Below are 17,497 nucleotides of genomic sequence, written 5' to 3' on the forward strand. Positions count from 1 at the left end.
ACGGAATGGATAAACGTGAACAAGAATTAAGACAAAAAGTTGCTGATTTGAAAGCGAAAGCGGAAGGGTTTAATAACAGCGGTAAATATGAAGATGCAAAGGCAAAAATTGAGGAAGCGAAAAACGCGAAAAATGAATTGGATAACTATCTAGCAATGATGCAAATTCAAGTTTCTGACCCTGTAAATTCACAAGCAAAAGTTTTGCCTCCATCATCAGTTAAAAATGAAGATTCATCGTATAAAGAAGTGTTTATGAAAGCTATACGTGGTCAAAATTTAAGTCATGAAGAAGCAAGCGTTATGCAGGAATACAAAGCAGCATTATCTGAGAATACAGGTAAAGATGGCGGTTATATTGTTCCGGAAGATATTACGACAACGATTAATCAATTAAAACAAACGGTTGATAACTTAGAGCAATATGTAAATGTGCAACCTGTTTCAACGAATAAGGGAGCTCGCACATTAGAAAAACGGGCAGCATCTACACCTTTCGCTCCATTATCTGAGTATGGAAACCCAAATGCAATGCAAGAAATTGCTTCACCACAATTTGATCGTTTACCGTATGTTATTGAGGATTATGCAGGATTTCTACCTGTACCAAATGATTTATTAAATGATACGGATCAAGCGCTAGAAGCTTATTTACGTCAGTGGATTGCGAAGAAATCTATTGCAACTCGTAATTATTTAATTTTACAAGAAATCAACAAATTAACAAAAGTTGATTTAAAGGATTATAAAGGCATTAAAACAGCATTAAATGTCACATTAGATCCAGCTTTCTCGGCTGTAGCAAACATTATTACAAACCAAGATGGATTCAATTACTTAGATCAATTAGAAGATAAAGATGGCCGTCCACTTCTTCAACCAGATCCAACAAATCCAACACGTAAGCTATTATCAGGAAAGCCCGTTATTGTTTTATCCAATAAGACAATTGCTACAGATAAAGATGGTAAAGCACCATTTATTGTTGGGGACCTGAAAGAAGCAGTTGTGTTATGGGATAGACAGCAGTTATCGCTTGATATGACAAAAGAGGGTGGAAGTGCTTGGAGAGGTAATACAACAGAATTCCGAGCAATTGAACGTGAAGACGTTACGTTATGGGATACAGAAGCGGTTGTATATGGCCAAATTACAGTTACAGCTAAAGCTTAATGATGTAGGAGGGGTTCTTCTTGGTACTAACATTAGAAGAAGCAAAAAAGTATCTTCGTGTGGATGGTGATGAAGAGGACGATCTCATTACATCTTTCGTAATAGCAGCTGAAATATATATTAAAAATGCTACAAGTAAAAATGTAGATTTGAAGAGCGAGCTTGCTAAATTAGCAGCTCGTATTTTAATTGCTCATTGGCATGAAAATCGTGAAGCAGTTGGAAAGGCTGAACAATTAGCATTTAGTTTGCAGTCGATATTAGTTCAGTTGCAATATTGTGGTGGTGATGCAAGTGAATCCAGGTAAATTAGATAAACGTCTTACATTTCAAGTGAAAGACGATGAAGCAAAGAGCCCAGACGGTGATCCAATAGAAGGTTATAAGGATTCTTTTACTGTATGGGGCTCTTTTATTTTTTTAAAGGGAAGAAAATACTTTGAAGCAGCATCAGCTAATAGTGAAGTTCAGGGTGAAACGGAAATACGATTTCGCGCAGATGTGAATGCTGATATGAAGATTAAGTATAAGAACGTAATGTATGACATTATTTCAGTTATTCCAACTGAAAAACACACTTTATCAATCATGTGGAAGCGTGGTGGAATGAATGGCTGATGGTGTTGATTTCTTAGGTTTTGATCGCTTGATATCTGAATTAGAGCAAATGGGTCTACGTGGGGAAAAGATTGAAGATAAAGCTCTTGCAGCAGGTGGAGAACCTATTCGAAAAGCTATTTCTGAAATAGCCCCAAGGAGTGATAGCCCTAAAAAAGCAACAAAAAGTGAACCGTGGCGTACAGGACAACATTTGGCTGATAATATACGAGTTACAAAAGCTAAAATGGAAGGCGGCATAAAAACGATTAAAATCGGGATAGATAAAGCGGATCGTTCCCCCTATTTCTACGGAAAGTTCTTAGAATGGGGAACGTCTAAAATGCCAGCAGAGCCATTTATAGAACCTGGATTTAATTCTTCAAAAGAAGCGGCAATTCGTGCTATGACAGATATTTTGAAGAATGAAATGAGGTTGAATGTATGATAAATTTACGACCTGAAATCGTGCAAGCTCTTGAAAATAATCAGGAGCTTGTTTCCTTATTAGGCGGAAGACGTGTTTATTATCGTAAAGCTAAAAATGCTGAAGAGTTTCCGCGTATTACGTTTTTTGAACTAGACAATAGACCAGATGGATTTTCGGATAATGAAGAAAATGAAAGTGAAATCACATTTCAAATCGATATTTGGTCAAAAGGTAGTACAACAGCAATCCATCAAAAAGTAAATGAAATCATGAAAAGTATTGGTTTTTCACGCTATGCGGTTGCTGATTTATATGAAGATGATACACAAATTTTTCATTACGCGATGGGATTCGCAAAAGGAGTGGAGTTATAGATGGCCGGAGAAGTGATTAAAATTAGTTCAACTGTCGGTGTAGATAGCCTTGTTTACGCAAAGTTATTAAAAGATGATGCAACAGGTGTTGACTATAGTGCAGTGAAAGAAATGGAAGGCGCTGTAAAGATTAAAACTTCTAAAAAGGTAGCTTCGGAGATTATGTGGAGCGATAACAAAAAATCGGAAATTGCTGAGTCTGATGGGGAAGTAGAAGTAGAGATTGAACTTCGTAGTATTTCATTATCAACAAAAGCAGATATTGAAGGGTATCCAGAAGTGAAAGACGGTGTGCTAGATGAGAGACGCGAAGGTGAAAAGCCTTATTTAGCAATCGGCTGGCGTTTCTTAAAGGCTAATGGGAAATATCGATATGTTTGGTTATTAAAAGGGAAGCTTTCACAAGAGGAAGAAGAAGGCGAAACGAAGAAGGATAAGCCTAACTTCCAAACAACAAAACTGAAAGGTTCATTTATTGAACGAGACTTTGATGATAGACCAAAATTTACAGCTGATGCCGATGAGCCTACATTTACAAAAGCCGTTGGTGATAACTGGTTTAAAAAGGTATATGAAAAAACAGCAACAACACCAGTAGGAAAGTAAGGGGGAGCAAGAGCTCTCTCTTTTTTATTAACGAGGAGGAAAAGCCATGAAATTAACATTAATGATCAAGGAAGAAAAGAAAACTTTTAATTTACCGGAGTTTATTCCAGCACGTCTAATCCGTCAGGCGCCTGAGCTTGCTGATATTCCAAATAATCCAGGCCCTGAGGATATGGATAAAATGGTTCAATATGTAGTGAAAGTTTACGGTGAACAATTTACATTAGATCAATATTGGGACGGCGTGGATGCTCGTAAATTTTTATCCACAACTTCCGATGTAATTAATGCAATTATCAATGCAACAGTAGATGCGGCTGGTGGTACACCAGGAACTGGGGAAGAAACAAACCCAAACGCGTAGAGGGCGGGGGGCTAACGTTCAGTGAGTTTATGGACGAGCTCTACCTCTCTTTATTACGTCAGGGGTATAAACACCATCATATCGATAACGAAATGGATATCTGGCATTATTTAAGGCTAAATCAAAAATATCGTGAACAAGATCATTCAAATAGTGGAAATCAGAATTTAAATGAAATGGAAGTTCCAGCAGAAAACATTATCTAATAAGGGGGAAGATGATGGCGAATGAAATGAATAATTTAGTCGTTAGGCTGTCCCTTGATAATGTGAATTTTCGTCAAGGTATAGCAAACTCAGGACGTGCGGTTAGAACATTACAGAATGAGCTGAAATCTGTAAGTACAGGAATGGGTGGCTTCGCAAATGCTAGTCAACAAACGCAAGCGAAAATGAATACACTCAGCAGGCTTATTGAAGCGCAAAAAGAAAAAGTTAGAGCTTTGCGACAAGCCTACGATCAAAATAAGGCTAAGTTAGGTGAAAATGATGCAGCAACCCAGCGATATGCTTCGCAAGTGAATAAAGCAGTTGCTGATTTAAATAGATTTGAAAATGAATTAAAGCAAGTAAACCGTCAAGCTGAACAAAAAGGGATGGATAAGTTAAACAACTCTTTAAAATCTCTACAGGCTGAATTTCAGTCTATTACAACAGGCATGGGCGGTTTTTCTAATGCGACAGAACAAACACGAGCTAAAGTAGATGTTTTATCTCGTATGGTAGATAAACAAAAAGAGAAGATCAGGGAACTTCAACAAGCCTATAATCGTGCCAAAACTGAAGAAGGTGAAGCAAGTCAGTCAGCGCAGCGGTACGCCGAACAAATCCATCGAGCAACAGGTGAACTAAATCGATTTGAAAACGAATTACGTCAGTCGAACCATGAATTAGAACAACAAGGAAATCGTTTATTAAACTTCGGTACTCGTATGGAGACGTTAGGTAATCATTTGCAGAATGCTGGTATGCAAATCGGTATGGTGTTTGGCGGAATGACTTATGCAATAGGTCGGGGTTTAAAATCAGCTGTAGAAGAATCCATGAATTTTGAGCAACAAATGGCCAATGTGAAAGCTGTGTCTGGCTCTACTGGAGAAGAAATGAAGAAATTAAGCGAATTAGCTGTCAACATGGGAGAAACAACAAAATACTCTAGTGTTCAAGCAGGACAAGGTATAGAGGAATTAATAAAAGCCGGAGTTAGTTTAACAGATATAATAAATGGTGGGTTAGAAGGTGCTCTTAACTTAGCGACAGCAGGAGAACTAGAATTAGGTGAAGCGGCGGAGATTGCATCCACAGCCTTAAATGCATTTAAAGCAGATCATCTTTCTGTTGCGGATGCAGCAAATATTTTATCTGGAGCCGCTAATGCTTCAGCGACAGATGTACGCGAATTAAAATACGGTCTTTCAGCTTCTTCAGCAGTAGCAGCAGGAGCTGGGATGACATTTAAAGATACAGCTACAACTTTAGCCGTATTTGCTCAGAATGGGTTAACATATAGCCCCGTTGCGACGAGATTCGCAACGTAAAGGACGTGAATTGCTGGGAAGCTAAGGTTACATAACTATGCTAATCAGCAGCCGAGTTATTTAGGAATAAATGAAGGGTTCAGAGACTAGGGTATGGAGTCCAGAACGGACAGTAAAACCCCACGAGCGCGTCCCATCCTAACGTGTAAGGCGAGGATGATGATATAGTCCGATACTCCAGTGAAAATTGGAGAATATGAGATAAAGAGCTCATATATAACGAATGTAAAAGGTTCTGATGCAGGTACTTCACTAAAAACAATGCTTATGCGCTTAAATCCAACGACAAAAGAAGCATATAATCAAATGAGGGATTTAGGATTAATTACTTATAATGCACAAGCTGGTTATGATTTTCTTGTTAAAAATGGTATACAACCAGCTTCAAGGAGCGTCGGTGATATTGAGCAAGCTTTAGAAGGCTATGTCATGAAAATAGAAGGTGCGAAAAAGTGGAATGACAAGTGCGATACAACATTCCGTGAATTAGCTACAAGTTCGGCTTTCTTATCTTCAAAATTCTATGATCAACAAGGACATATTCAAAGTCTAGAAAATATTTCAGGAACACTTCATGAATCAATGAAAGATTTAACAGACCAGCAACGAAGTATGGCTTTGGAAACGTTATTCGGATCGGATGCTGTACGTGGTGCAACGATTCTTTTCAAAGAAGGTGCGAATGGGGTAAACAGCATGTGGGATGCGATGTCAAAAGTGACAGCAGCTGAGGTTGCAGCCACTAAGATTGATACATTAAAGGGGCGTCTTACATTACTAGATTCAGCGTTTTCGACAATGAAAAAGACAATTGGTGATGCGCTTGCCCCTGTGGTTAGTGTTTTTGTTGCTGGGTTGCAGAAACTTGTGGATGGATTTAACTCATTACCAGGGCCAGTACAAAAGGCTATTGCGATTACAGGTGGTATTGTTCTTGCTTTAACAGCGGTTGCTACTGTTATTGGAGTAATAATGGGGGCGATCGGTATGGTTGTTTCTGGTATTGGTTCTTTAGCAATAGCAATGGGGGTAGCTACAGCAGCTACTAGTGTAACGGGAGCAGTTTTAGGAATATTAACCGCAGTTTTAGGACCAGTAGCAATAGCTTTAGGTGTAGTAGCAGCCGCTGTTGGTGTTGGGGTATTAGCATATAAAGGGTATCAAAAAGCAACTGAAGACAGCATTGCTTCTGTAGATCGCTTTGCTACGAATACAGAGGGGAAAGTAAGCTCATCCACAAAGAAAGTCCTTGGTGAGTATTTTAAGTTGTCTGATGGCATTAGACAAAAGTTAACTGAAATTAGATTGAACCATGAAGTGATCACTGAAGAACAGTCACAGAAGTTGATTGGTCAATATGACAAGTTAGGAAACACGATTATAGAAAAAACAAATGCAAGACAACAAAAAGAAGTTGAGGGGCTTAAAAAGTTCTTTGCGGATTCTTATGTGTTAACCGCGGAAGAAGAAAATAAGCGGATTGAACAAATGAATCAACATTACGAACAAGAAAAGTTAAAAACACAAGAAAAAGAAAATAAAATCAAAGAAATCATTCAAACAGCAGCAAATGAAAAGCGTGAATTTACTACATCTGAAAGGATTTCTTTACAAGCCTTACAAGACGAAATGGATAGGACGGCTATCCAACATTTGTCTAAAAATCAAATGGAACAAAAAGTTATTTATGAGAATATGCGTGTACAAGCTAGTGAAATTACAGCTAGACAAGCAGCAGAAGTTGTTGAAAATAGTGCCAAAGCAAGAGATAAGGTTATTGAAGATGCGAAAAAGACTCGAGATGATAAAATAGCATATGCGATACGTCTACGGGATGAGTCAGGAACGCTTAATAAAGAAGAAGCGGATGCAGCTATTGCAGAAGCGAATCGTCAATATAATAGCACAGTCTCTACAGCAAAAGACAAGCATAGGGAAATCGTGGATGAAGCTAAAGCACAAGCTGGTGAACACGCAAATCAAGTAGATTGGGAAACTGGTCAAGTAAAGTCAAAATATCAGGTTATGAAAGATGACGTTGTTCGAAAAATGAAAGAAATGTGGTCAGATGTTACCAACAAATATGAGGATATGAAAACATCCGCAAACAGTAAGGTGGATGAAATAAAAAATACAGTTTCAAAGAAATTTGAAGAAAAGAAAAAAATTGTTACAGATAAAATGGAAGAAATAAAACGCGGCATTGAAGATAAGTGGAATACAGTTGAAAAATTTTTCAAATCTATAAATTTACGTTCCATTGGTAAGTCAATTATAGAAGGCCTTGAAAAAGGGTTAGATGATGCGACAGGTGGTTTATATAGTAAGGCGAAAAGCATAGCTGGAGAGATTAAAAATACAATTGCGGGAGCATTAGATATAAACAGTCCATCAAAAGTTATGATTCCTTTAGGAAGTGCCGTTCCAGAAGGTCTTGGTGTTGGTATAGATAAAGGACAAGTATTTGTAGTAGACGCTGCGAAACGAGTTGTAGGTGCCTTGAATTATCAAATGAGCAACATTGGATCAGCATTTTCAGGTATGGCATCCGATGGCTTACGTAAAATTTCGGAAAGTGATATATTCCAATTTAATGGGGATGATCCGCTATCGAAATATTTTAATGCTATCTTTGTAGACGGAGATTATCTAAATGATTGGCTTACACATATACCAGAAAGTATGCATGACGTTGTGAAAGAAATTGGCCTTCAAATGGAACGATTTGAAGGTCTTTCAATCAATGAGGTTAGAAGCTTCCCTAGATGGAGAGAAGTTTTATCAGATAATCCAGGAGAAGTTTGGTATAGACCACTAGAATCATCTGAGCAACGTAGTTATGCGAATCAAATTGAAAAAGAACTAAATCTCACTTTGAATATGACCAATGTTTTAGATGGAAAAGAGTTGGCAAATGGAAGTTACACTTATACTACAAAGCTTCAAGATCGTGAACAAAAAAGAAGAGCGGAATTTTAAGGGTGGTGAACATGTTGGGGAAACTCAGTTTTACTTTTAATAAGATTAGAAAAGATTATGTTCAAATGCTAGTTGGAAGAAAGCGCCCTTCATGGGCTCCGATAAAAAGAAGATTGGTAAGAGTCCCTCATCGTGCAGGGGCTCTTTTTCTTAATACCGAAACGGAGGAACGACGTATTGATGTTCCTCTTGTGATTAAAGCGAAAAAAGATATGGCTGATTTACAAAAGGTAAAAGAAGATTTAGCGGATTGGCTATATACAGAGCAACCAGCTGAACTTATTTTTGATGATGAGTTAGATAGGACTTATTTAGCATTAATTGATGGTTCTGTCGATTTGGACGAAATAGTCAATAGAGGTAGAGGTGTTATTACTTTTGTTTGTCCAATGCCGTATAAATTAGGTAAACAAAATGCTCATACGTTTACTCAAAACTGGTCCACTGAAATCACTACTTCTTTCGTCAATCAAGGTAATGTAGAAGCGCCTCCAATTATTGAGATTGAGGCCAAGAAACCGAGTACATTTTTAGATGTATGGTTTGGTGAGTATCCGTATAATCGTGATTATTTTAGGATCGGTTATCCGTTGAAAACAGAGCAACTACCTGTTGAAAGAAATCAAAGGCTTATATGGGATGAAATGGCTAACACTGTAGGTTGGAGTAAAGTCAGTTCGATGGAAGATGGCGAACCGATTGGCGAAATGAAATCAGATAAATATCAATTTTATTGTTCTGATTTTGGTACTAGTGCAGGGAAAGGGTGGCATGGTGCAGCTGTTAAAAAAAATATCCCCGGTGGCCCAGTGCAAGATTTTATTATGCAAGCTTACGTTACATGTAAGAGTAAAAGAATCAATGAAATGGGACGGGTTGAGATAGCGATACTCGATGAAAATAGCAAGGTGCTTTCAAAAATTGCTATGTCTGATGTGTTTTGGCAAGCTGAACAAAATTTCGGAACAATGGTAATTGGATATGATAATAAGCCGGGAAAAATAGGTTTAATTTATGAGAGTGGTGATTATCCGAATACATGGAATCAATATTACGGAAGATTGTGGATAGCTAGAACGGGAAATGTGTGGGAGGCTTATATCTCGAAATTCCTTCCGGGGCCAGAAAAGGATGATTCAGAACGATTTGCAAGGTGGACGGATGAAAATAATTATCATATGGAAAAAGCAGCACAAATCCAGATTAGTATTATGCAATGGCAAGATGTACCGCCAGTAGAAGCAATGACCGTTTCAGATTTGAAATTCTGGAAAGTGAATTTAAATACTCAAAATAATCCACCTTACATTTTTGATACAGGAGACAAGATTATAATTGATACAGAAAAAAGTCTTGTAACCATTAACGGTAAAAATGCGATTAATTTAAAAGACATTTTTAGTAATTTTCCAACTGTAATACGTGGTGAGAATCGTATCGATATAATGCCACCAGATGTTAAAGCAACTGTTAGTTATAGGGAGAGATACAGATGAGAACACCAAGCGGGATTTTGCATGTTGTGGATTTCAAAACAGATCAAATCGTTGCAGCTATCCAGCCAAATGACTATTGGGATGACAAAAGGCATTGGGAACTGAAAAACAATGTTGATATGTTGGATTTTGCTGTCTTTGATGGAACAACTCATTCGGCTACGTTACAACAACAAAATCTTGTTCTAAAAGAAGTTCGCGATGGAAGAGTTGTACCATATGTCATTACAGAAACAGAGAAGAATTCAGACAAACGATCCATTACCACATATGCTTCAGGAGCTTGGGTTCAAATTGCTAAATCAGGCATTATAAAACCACAAAGGATAGAAGGTAAAACAGTAAACGAATTTATCGATATGGCTCTTGTAGGCATGAAATGGAAACGTGGAAAAACAGATTATGCAGGTTTTCATACTATGACCATTGATGAATTTATGGATCCGTTAACCTTTTTGAAGAAAATAGCTTCTTTGTTCAAATTAGAAATTCAATATCGTGTTGAGGTTCAAGGGTCACAAATAGTTGGATGGTATGTCGATATGATTCAAAGGCGTGGCCGAGACACTGGCAAAGAAATAGAGTTAGGTAAAGATTTGATAGGTGTTACACGTATTGAACATTCAAGAGATATTTGTACAGCGTTAGTCGGATTTGTAAAAGGTGAAGGCGATAGTGTAATCACTATTGAACGTATTAATAGGGGACTTCCGTATATTGTCGATAATGATGCATTTCAACGATGGAACGAACGTGGTAAGCATAAGTTTGGTTTTTATACGCCAGAAACAGAAGAGTTAAATATGACGCCACAACGTTTAATGACGTTAATGGAAATAGAACTGAAAAAACGTATTAATTCTTCAGTTTCGTATGAAGTAGAGGCACAATCAATCGGTCGTATTTTCGGACTAGCGCATGAACTAATCAATGAAGGAGATACAATCCGAATCAAAGATACAGGCTTCACACCTAAGCTATATCTTGAAGCGCGTGTTATTGCTGGTGACGAATCATTCACTGATCCTGAACAAGATAAATACGAATTTGGGGATTATAGAGAGATAGTAGACCAAAACGAGGAATTACGGAAGATTTACAACCGAATCCTTAGTAAATTCGGTGAGAAACAAGAGATGCTGGATCAGCTAGATAAATTGGTGAAAGAAGCTAATGAAACAGCAAGTAGCGCTAAGAAAGAATCAGAAGCAGCGAAAACACTTGCTGAAAAGGTACAAGAGAATATTAAAAACAATACTGTTGAAATCATAGAAGCTAAGAATCCACCAACAACAGGGCTTAAACCTAATAAAACGCTATGGCGTGATATTAGTAATGGAAAGCCCGGCATTTTAAAAATATGGACAGGTACAGTTTGGGAATCGGTTGTACCAGATGTTGAATCGGTTAAGAAAGAAACACTTGAACAGGCTAATAAAAATATTGAGTCCACAAAAGCAGAATTAAACAAAAAGGTACAAGAAGCACAGAATCAAGCTACAGGACAATTCAATGAAGTACAGGAAGGTTTACAAGGTGTCAGTCGTACAATTTCTAATATCGAAAATAAACAAGGTGAAATCGATAAAAAAGTAACTAAGTTTGAACAGGATTCTAATGGATTTAAAACTTCTATTGAATCGTTAACAAAAAAAGATAATGATATCAGCAATACATTAAATACAGTCGAACAAACTATAGAAGGTACAAAGAAGAATATTTCTGATGTGCAGCAAACAACAAATGATCTAAGGAAAACCACAACTGAAATTACAGAAAAAGCTGGCCAGATTAGTGAGAAGTTGCAAAGCGTAGAAAAGAAAGTTAATAACGATAAATCTGGTGGACGTAATCTTTTATTAAAATCAAATGTTAAATATGAGAAAACCGATTATTTAATCAATCAATACAATTCTACTGAAAATTTCTCTACAGGTGAGGAATATACCTTTGTAATGAAAGGGAGTGTCCCGCAAGGTCAGAAATTTGGGATTTGGCAGAATGGCGGGTCTAGTAATGTTGGATATGCAACAAGTGTTTACGCGAATGGAATAACGTATGTAACCTTCAAAGCTGTTGCGGCTACAAGTGGAAATGAACGAAAGTTAAGCTTATATAATTATCCGAGTAGTAATACGAAATCTATTGTGGAATGGGTTGCCTTGTATAAAGGGAATAAGCCGCAGGATTGGACAGCACCGCCTGAAGAGCAGGTAACAACGGATGAGTTCATCCAGAAAACAACTGAAATTACAAAAAGTGTGGATGGAATTAAAGAAACAATTACAAAAGTGGAAAATAATCAAAATGGGTTTGATAAACGTGTTGCTACTGTAGAAAAAGATGCAACTACTATTAAACAAAATGTCTCTTTCATACAAAATACGCAGACAGAACAAGGAAGACAATTACAAGAGGCGAAAGCTGGATGGGAAAATACTGCGAAAGCACTTGAAGGTAAAGTTGAACTTAAACAAGTAGAGGATTATGTTGCTGGATTTAAGATTCCAGAGTTGAAGCAAACAGTTGATAAAAATAAACAAGATTTGTTGGGCGAACTAGCTAACAAACTTGCAACCGAGCAATTCAATCAAAAAATGACTTTGATTGATAACCGCTTTATTATCAATGAACAGGGTATCAATGCCTCGGCCAAAAAGACAGAGGTATATACAAAAGAGCAAGCAAATGGGCAATTTGCCACATCATCTTATGTAAGAGATATGGAAACCCGTCTTCAGTTAACTGAAAAGGGCGTTAGTATATCTGTAAAAGAAAATGATGTAATCGCAGCATTCAATATGAGTAAAGAAAACATTACTTTGAATGCAAATAGGATTAACTTAGTAGGTTTTATAACAGCAAATCATATCAAAGGAAAAGTTTTAGAAGGAGTAACACTTAAAACGAGTGGAAACAGATTTGTTGAAATAAATAAACAAGACATGAAGATTTTCGATTTAGATAAGCCACGTGGCTATATAGGATTTATGGAAACAGATGATGGAAGTATTCAACCTTCATTAGTCCTTGGTTCTGATAATAGAAAATACGCTGGTACAGGATCATTTTATATTTATCAAGTCATGCCGCGAATTAATGGAGTTGATCAACCTTCTAAAGCATATGCAAAATTTGGGATTTCTAAAGGAGAAAATGCAGAAGGAACTAATATTTGGTCAAACTATATTCAAATGCATAATGACGGTGGACATCTGAGCGTATATTCAGATGGACAATTTCGTTTTCAAAACTTGAATAATATTATTTTTGAATCTGAAGGATGGGCTCCAGGATATGGTTACTTCTCTGTAACTACAACTGAACCACATATTTTTACAAATAACGCGGGGCAGTTTACTTTCAAAAGAAAAGGCAGTGACTATAAAATACATTTCGTAAACGGCGCCACCGATCATGATTTAATCATGGGTAATGCAATGATAAGGTCAAGCATTGTGCAAGGTTATAACAATGGCTTCCAGATTAAAGATATGATGGGTAAGGGATGGAAAGATATAGAATTAAGAACATTACGAGCGCAAGAGAACATTAGCGCTACAGGGCGTATGTGGGCGCAAGAATTTATCCCTAATTCTTCTCGTACGCTTAAAACAGACATAGAAGACCTTCCATTCTCTGCTTTAGATAAAATCAACTCTGTAAACATCAAACAGTATCACTTTATAAGAGATGTTGAACGCTTCGAGTCAGGGGAGTCTATTACACTTCCAATTAATTACGGTATGATTGCGGAGGACTCTGACGATGTATTCACCACACCACAGAAAGACGCTGTAACACTGTATAGTTCGGTTTCAATTTCTATTCAAGCAATACAAGAAGTTCACTTTGAAGTTAAAAATCTTCAATTTGACCACGGTATGTTGAAGCAGGAAGTTGATACTCTTAAAGAAGAACTTGAAGCAGAAAAACTTGAGAAAGTTTCAATAAAAGCTGAAATTGCTGAATTAAAGGTATTAGTACAACAATTAATAAATGAGGAACCAAAGCAGCCATAAGCTGTTTTTTATTTTGCATAAAATACGGCTTTTGTATAAAAATTAGCCCATGCATTCACTTAAAAAAGGGTTGTCTCATACTATATAGAGATTGCTTTATTAAGATTTCAAAAGGATGTGAATGTATGGAAGACGTATATGTAAAAATCGACAGCCTAAAAGCAGAGCAAAAAGAAATCATGCGAGATATAAGGAACCTAGAGATGCGTACAACGATAAATGAGAAAGATATTTCAACGATTAATCAGCAATTAGAAAAAATCAGCCTGAATACCACATGGATTTTACGAATTGTTATTAGTGCAATAGTTATGGCAGTTTTGGGTTTGATACTCAAAGGTGGGATTTAGGTTGTTCATATAAAAGTATTTGTGAAAGAGGGACAAGTGTCTCTCTTTTTTTATCTTGAAGAAGGAGGAAAGAATGTGGATCGTATCGATGTAGTATTAAAAGTTTTTATTGCCACTTTCGGTGGCTTTTGTGGGTATTTTTTGGGAGGGTGGGATACAACATTGCAGATTTTAGTAACTTTAGCGGTAATTGATTATGTAACAGGTATGATTGCCGCTTCAATACTTGGTCAACTCAAGAGCAAGATAGGTTTCAAAGGCATTGCCAAAAAGGTAGTGCTTTTTTTATTGGTTGGAGCAGCTACGCAGGCAGATGCGGCAATTGGTAGTAATAGTGCGATTCGTGAAGCGACACTTTTTTTCTTCATGGGTAATGAATTACTTTCCATCTTAGAAAATGCTGGGCGCATGGGGATTCCACTTCCGCAAGCTTTGACAAATGCAGTTGAAATCTTAGGTAGTAAGCAAAAACAAGAAGATAAAAAGGGAGATGTTCAATAATGCAAATCAGAAAAAAATTAGTTGACTCAAGTAAATATGGTACAAAGTGTCCTTATACAATGAATCCAGAATTTATCACAGTTCACAATACGTATAATGATGCGCCAGCTGAGAATGAAATTGCTTATATGATACGAAATAATAATGAAGTGTCATTCCATATTGCGGTAGACGATAAAGAAGCGGTGCAAGGCTTACCTTTAGAACGGAATGCATGGGCTTGTGGAGATGGGAATGGTTCAGGCAACAGAAAGTCGATTAGCGTGGAAATCTGTTATTCTTTAAGCGGCGGGGATAGGTATTATAAAGCAGAAAATAATGCAGCTATTGTTGTAGCGCAGCTCATGAAACAATATAACATGCCAATAGGTAAAGTTCGCACACACCAATCGTGGAGTGGAAAATACTGCCCGCATCGTATGTTAGCGGAAGGGCGTTGGAATTCTTTTATAGAAAGGGTGCAAAACGCATATAACGGTGGTTGGAATGCAAGCTCTACAAAACCATCTAATAATGGTGTAGGTGTTGTTACAATTACAGCGGATGTCTTACGTGTTCGTACAGGACCAGGAACGAATTATGGTATTGTAAAGAATGTGTACCGAGGGGAAAGCTATCAATCTTGGGGCATTCAAAATGGTTGGTACAACGTTGGCGGAAATCAATGGGTATCTGGGGAGTATGTGAGGTTTGAGGGATAGTTGATTGTACAGATGAAAAACTATGTGTATATGAAGTAATAAGAAGTGCTCCTGACCAGGGTGCACTTCTATAAAAAGGAGAAAAATCCAATGACAATTCATTTTATGTACAATAAGACGTAAATATACAAAAAAGAACATTCCTGGTTGGATGGGAGGAATGTTCTTTTGTGGTTTCTCTTGAACCACTTTATATGTATGCACCAGAATCATGTTATATGACTTCAGAAATAAAAAAGCAATCCAGGTGGTGAGGCCGGAATGCTTTTTCTGTATATAGAAAGGTATCATGCTAGGAGCAATTTAATATATGCTTCTAAAGTGCATAATGTTCCATCAAAATAAAAAGACGCCTTCCCCAGTCGAAGGCGTCAAAAATGTGGTAATTCTCTAGATGCATAAATAATATATGCAATAATAATGAAAGATAGAACAGGGTCTTGACTGTAAAATGAATGTAATTTATATTTTAAATACGGTCTCTAATCTACCTATGTATAGTGAAAAATCTGTTTCTTTTTGGAGACGGATTTTTTGCGTTTCACCTAGAAATTTATACAAAAGAATAGTTTTATAAAAAATAAAAGCCGTCATTTGACGGCTCTTATTTTTGTTTGAATTTATTCTTTTTTTAAAGATGGGTGTTCCCAATAAGTGGTCGCTGTTTTAGGGATATTTTCAAAGATAAAATTACTAAAGTTAATTTTATCAATTGTTTCGCAATTAAAAATTATTTTCATCACATTATCAACTTTCTTAGTACCGTATGGATCAACTGTTTCAAATTGCCAAAAGAAAGCAATCTCACTTATTTCTTTTTCATTGGCTATACCTTTTAAGATTTTTTGTGTGTCCATCCACATTCCTTGCTTAAACATATTATCTGTAAGGTTATCACTTGCGTGGATAGTAAGTATAGCAATTTTATCATCTTCAGTTGCTGTCCCCATATTTTTGTTGATTTCTAAATTTGTTAATGATTTTGAACCAATGCTCGATTTTACAATATCCTTAATCTTTTTTTCTAAATTATTATTTGTAGGAAGTGTTGTTGTGGAAAGACTTTCATTGGAATTATTTGAGTTTTGATTTTGATCAGATGGATAAGTTTTACTTTCAGATGAAGCGTAGGCAAAATCTCCAATAGAAAATAATTTATCATCTTTAAATGAAAATTTAACCTCTCCGTTGGTTATACCGTCAATTGATTTATATGTAATTTCAGTAATAGTATCAGTTAATTTATTTTCTTCTCCATCACCGCCAATAATTTTTCGAACTTCCTGGATAGACATTCCTTGATGGATGTTTTTAAATTCATCTTTTGATATTTTATTATCATCCCTAGTAGTCAATGCGAAAAAGGTAATGATTGCTAAAAAAATAGTTGCTAAAAATAAAATAACACGAAGCTTAAATTTCATTATGTATCCTCCTTATTTTTTTCAATCCAAATATCTTCAACACGCATATCAAGAACCTTAGCTATTCTAATTGCTACTAAAAGTGTCGGTGTTCCGCCTTGCAGCAAATTAGTCATTGTTGAGTTTGCTATACCTACTTTCTTCGCTATAAATCCATATCGCAAGCCTTTTTTATCTACAATTTGTTTTAAATTACTTTGAAGCATTATTCCACCTCCTAGTATGTATATTCTAGTGAAATCATTTTTGTCCTCTTAAAAAATAAATTTCAGGTGTACAGGCAATAAGCCTCCTTCTGGTTCATATACCTATATTACTTCCATACGGAAGCCCACGAAGAATTCTACTTGGACTTCCGTATGGCATTGTAGATATCAAGAGAGGAGAGGGTTACATGCGTTCTCAGTATAGTTACCTCAATACAACGCCTTATTTATATTCATCAAAAGAACTACGTCACATGTATAACGAATCTAGATCCAGAAAAGAAACGGAATCAATTCTTACTCACATGAGGAACCATGAAGTATTTGATAACAAAGAGTACAAAGGATATTTCAGCTTATCACAAGTAATTGAAGAAGATTTATATGGAGAAGAGGAAGATATATTGAATTGGCAAGATTTAATGGAGCGGTATCAGATTGTAGCTACCAAATCGGGGATTAAATTTCGTGAGAAAGATGAATTGACCGAGGAGGAATGGCTATGACACTTGCAGGAGAAGTCGTTATTATTTGGACGGCAACAGGCTTGTCTGTAGTTGCGATGAGTGTAGCTGAAAAAATGGGGAAGAGTGTTCCACATTGGCTTCCACGTATGACTATGTATACAACGCTTACGGGCTCGTTCTTATATCTTCTACGTTATGTTCTCGTTATGTTTCTATGAAGGAATACGATGTGGAAGAGAGGGACAATAGACCTCACAAGCAAAAATGCTAG

General features: G+C 36.6%; 17 protein-coding genes and 1 pseudogene. 16 read left to right on the forward strand and 2 right to left on the reverse strand.

Translation table 11 applies throughout. The annotated features are described in order from the left end of the window. Positions 1 to 5: 5 nt before the first annotated feature. The 14 genes and pseudogenes from MR169_RS16130 (at position 6) to MR169_RS16190 (ending at position 15,129) form a co-directional block, all read left to right on the forward strand. Positions 6 to 1,172: a phage major capsid protein gene (locus MR169_RS16130; RefSeq protein ID WP_016097358.1), complete on the forward strand. Its 1,167-nt coding sequence runs from the start codon at positions 6 to 8 to the stop codon at positions 1,170 to 1,172. Positions 1,173 to 1,192: 20 nt separating this feature from the next. Next, entirely contained in the window at positions 1,193 to 1,480 is a 288-nt protein-coding gene (locus tag MR169_RS16135) for a head-tail connector protein (protein ID WP_006919625.1), read from the forward strand. Beyond that, complete coding sequence (locus tag MR169_RS16140) at positions 1,467 to 1,790, forward strand: phage head closure protein (protein ID WP_042597906.1); 324 nt, start codon at positions 1,467 to 1,469, stop codon at positions 1,788 to 1,790. Before MR169_RS16135 ends, MR169_RS16140 begins: the two co-directional genes overlap by 14 nt. Then, a complete protein-coding gene (locus MR169_RS16145; RefSeq protein ID WP_000763219.1) occupies positions 1,783 to 2,217 on the forward strand; it encodes an HK97-gp10 family putative phage morphogenesis protein in 435 nt (144 codons plus the stop codon). Before MR169_RS16140 ends, MR169_RS16145 begins: the two co-directional genes overlap by 8 nt. Beyond that, on the forward strand, positions 2,214 to 2,573 hold the full coding sequence (gene gp17, locus MR169_RS16150; protein WP_242319660.1) for a tail completion protein gp17: 360 nt from the start codon (positions 2,214 to 2,216) through the stop codon (positions 2,571 to 2,573). The genes MR169_RS16145 and gp17 overlap by 4 nt, the downstream gene beginning before the upstream one ends. Then, on the forward strand, positions 2,574 to 3,179 hold the full coding sequence (locus MR169_RS16155; protein WP_042597910.1) for a major tail protein: 606 nt from the start codon (positions 2,574 to 2,576) through the stop codon (positions 3,177 to 3,179). It begins immediately after the preceding gene. Between the two features lie 46 nt (positions 3,180 to 3,225). Next, positions 3,226 to 3,543, forward strand: coding sequence for a phage tail assembly chaperone G (gene gpG, locus MR169_RS16160; protein WP_042597911.1), 318 nt, complete (start codon positions 3,226 to 3,228; stop codon positions 3,541 to 3,543). A gap of 220 nt (positions 3,544 to 3,763) precedes the next feature. After that, positions 3,764 to 5,077: pseudogene (locus MR169_RS28340) on the forward strand (phage tail tape measure protein); the annotation flags it as partial. A gap of 183 nt (positions 5,078 to 5,260) precedes the next feature. Further along, positions 5,261 to 8,059, forward strand: coding sequence for a phage tail tape measure protein (locus MR169_RS16165; RefSeq protein WP_134207682.1), 2,799 nt, complete (start codon positions 5,261 to 5,263; stop codon positions 8,057 to 8,059). 11 nt (positions 8,060 to 8,070) lie between these two features. Next, a complete protein-coding gene (locus tag MR169_RS16170; RefSeq protein WP_242319661.1) occupies positions 8,071 to 9,555 on the forward strand; it encodes a distal tail protein Dit in 1,485 nt (494 codons plus the stop codon). Further along, on the forward strand, positions 9,552 to 13,577 hold the full coding sequence (locus tag MR169_RS16175; protein WP_042597919.1) for a phage tail spike protein: 4,026 nt from the start codon (positions 9,552 to 9,554) through the stop codon (positions 13,575 to 13,577). Before MR169_RS16170 ends, MR169_RS16175 begins: the two co-directional genes overlap by 4 nt. Before the next feature lie 125 nt (positions 13,578 to 13,702). Further along, complete coding sequence (locus MR169_RS16180) at positions 13,703 to 13,927, forward strand: hemolysin XhlA family protein (protein WP_016098407.1); 225 nt, start codon at positions 13,703 to 13,705, stop codon at positions 13,925 to 13,927. Positions 13,928 to 14,002: 75 nt separating this feature from the next. Next, on the forward strand, positions 14,003 to 14,428 hold the full coding sequence (locus MR169_RS16185) for a phage holin family protein (RefSeq protein ID WP_033669515.1): 426 nt from the start codon (positions 14,003 to 14,005) through the stop codon (positions 14,426 to 14,428). Continuing rightward, on the forward strand, positions 14,428 to 15,129 hold the full coding sequence (locus MR169_RS16190; protein WP_042597921.1) for an N-acetylmuramoyl-L-alanine amidase: 702 nt from the start codon (positions 14,428 to 14,430) through the stop codon (positions 15,127 to 15,129). The genes MR169_RS16185 and MR169_RS16190 overlap by 1 nt, the downstream gene beginning before the upstream one ends. Before the next feature lie 620 nt (positions 15,130 to 15,749). On the opposite strand, the gene MR169_RS16195 is transcribed toward MR169_RS16190, so the two are convergent. Beyond that, positions 15,750 to 16,553: a hypothetical protein gene (locus MR169_RS16195; RefSeq protein WP_242319662.1), complete on the reverse strand. Its 804-nt coding sequence runs from the start codon at positions 16,551 to 16,553 to the stop codon at positions 15,750 to 15,752. Beyond that, a complete protein-coding gene (locus tag MR169_RS16200) occupies positions 16,553 to 16,759 on the reverse strand; it encodes a helix-turn-helix transcriptional regulator (protein ID WP_016098412.1) in 207 nt (68 codons plus the stop codon). Before MR169_RS16200 ends, MR169_RS16195 begins: the two co-directional genes overlap by 1 nt. Before the next feature lie 188 nt (positions 16,760 to 16,947). Between MR169_RS16200 and MR169_RS16205 the strand changes: the two genes are divergently transcribed. Together MR169_RS16205 and MR169_RS16210 are read left to right on the forward strand one after the other, a co-directional pair. After that, entirely contained in the window at positions 16,948 to 17,265 is a 318-nt protein-coding gene (locus tag MR169_RS16205) for a hypothetical protein (RefSeq protein WP_016098413.1), read from the forward strand. Beyond that, positions 17,262 to 17,444 (forward strand): hypothetical protein, encoded by a 183-nt coding sequence (locus MR169_RS16210; protein ID WP_016098414.1) that lies wholly within the window; start codon positions 17,262 to 17,264, stop codon positions 17,442 to 17,444. Before MR169_RS16205 ends, MR169_RS16210 begins: the two co-directional genes overlap by 4 nt. Positions 17,445 to 17,497: the final 53 nt, after the last annotated feature.

The sequence above is a fragment of the Bacillus cereus group sp. BfR-BA-01349 genome, from assembly GCF_022663795.1.
Classification (GTDB): domain Bacteria; phylum Bacillota; class Bacilli; order Bacillales; family Bacillaceae_G; genus Bacillus_A; species Bacillus_A cereus.

Coding starts and splice junctions, on each gene's coding strand:
- MR169_RS16200 (WP_016098412.1), bottom strand. CDS start 16,759: ATGCTTCAAAGTAATTTAAAACAAATTGTAGATAAAAAAGGCTTGCGA.
- MR169_RS16205 (WP_016098413.1), top strand. CDS start 16,948: ATGCGTTCTCAGTATAGTTACCTCAATACAACGCCTTATTTATATTCA.
- MR169_RS16170 (WP_242319661.1), top strand. CDS start 8,071: ATGTTGGGGAAACTCAGTTTTACTTTTAATAAGATTAGAAAAGATTAT.
- MR169_RS16195 (WP_242319662.1), bottom strand. CDS start 16,553: ATGAAATTTAAGCTTCGTGTTATTTTATTTTTAGCAACTATTTTTTTA.
- MR169_RS16190 (WP_042597921.1), top strand. CDS start 14,428: ATGCAAATCAGAAAAAAATTAGTTGACTCAAGTAAATATGGTACAAAG.
- MR169_RS16210 (WP_016098414.1), top strand. CDS start 17,262: ATGACACTTGCAGGAGAAGTCGTTATTATTTGGACGGCAACAGGCTTG.
- MR169_RS16180 (WP_016098407.1), top strand. CDS start 13,703: ATGGAAGACGTATATGTAAAAATCGACAGCCTAAAAGCAGAGCAAAAA.
- MR169_RS16130 (WP_016097358.1), top strand. CDS start 6: ATGGATAAACGTGAACAAGAATTAAGACAAAAAGTTGCTGATTTGAAA.
- gpG (WP_042597911.1), top strand. CDS start 3,226: ATGAAATTAACATTAATGATCAAGGAAGAAAAGAAAACTTTTAATTTA.
- MR169_RS16145 (WP_000763219.1), top strand. CDS start 1,783: ATGGCTGATGGTGTTGATTTCTTAGGTTTTGATCGCTTGATATCTGAA.
- MR169_RS16155 (WP_042597910.1), top strand. CDS start 2,574: ATGGCCGGAGAAGTGATTAAAATTAGTTCAACTGTCGGTGTAGATAGC.
- gp17 (WP_242319660.1), top strand. CDS start 2,214: ATGATAAATTTACGACCTGAAATCGTGCAAGCTCTTGAAAATAATCAG.
- MR169_RS16175 (WP_042597919.1), top strand. CDS start 9,552: ATGAGAACACCAAGCGGGATTTTGCATGTTGTGGATTTCAAAACAGAT.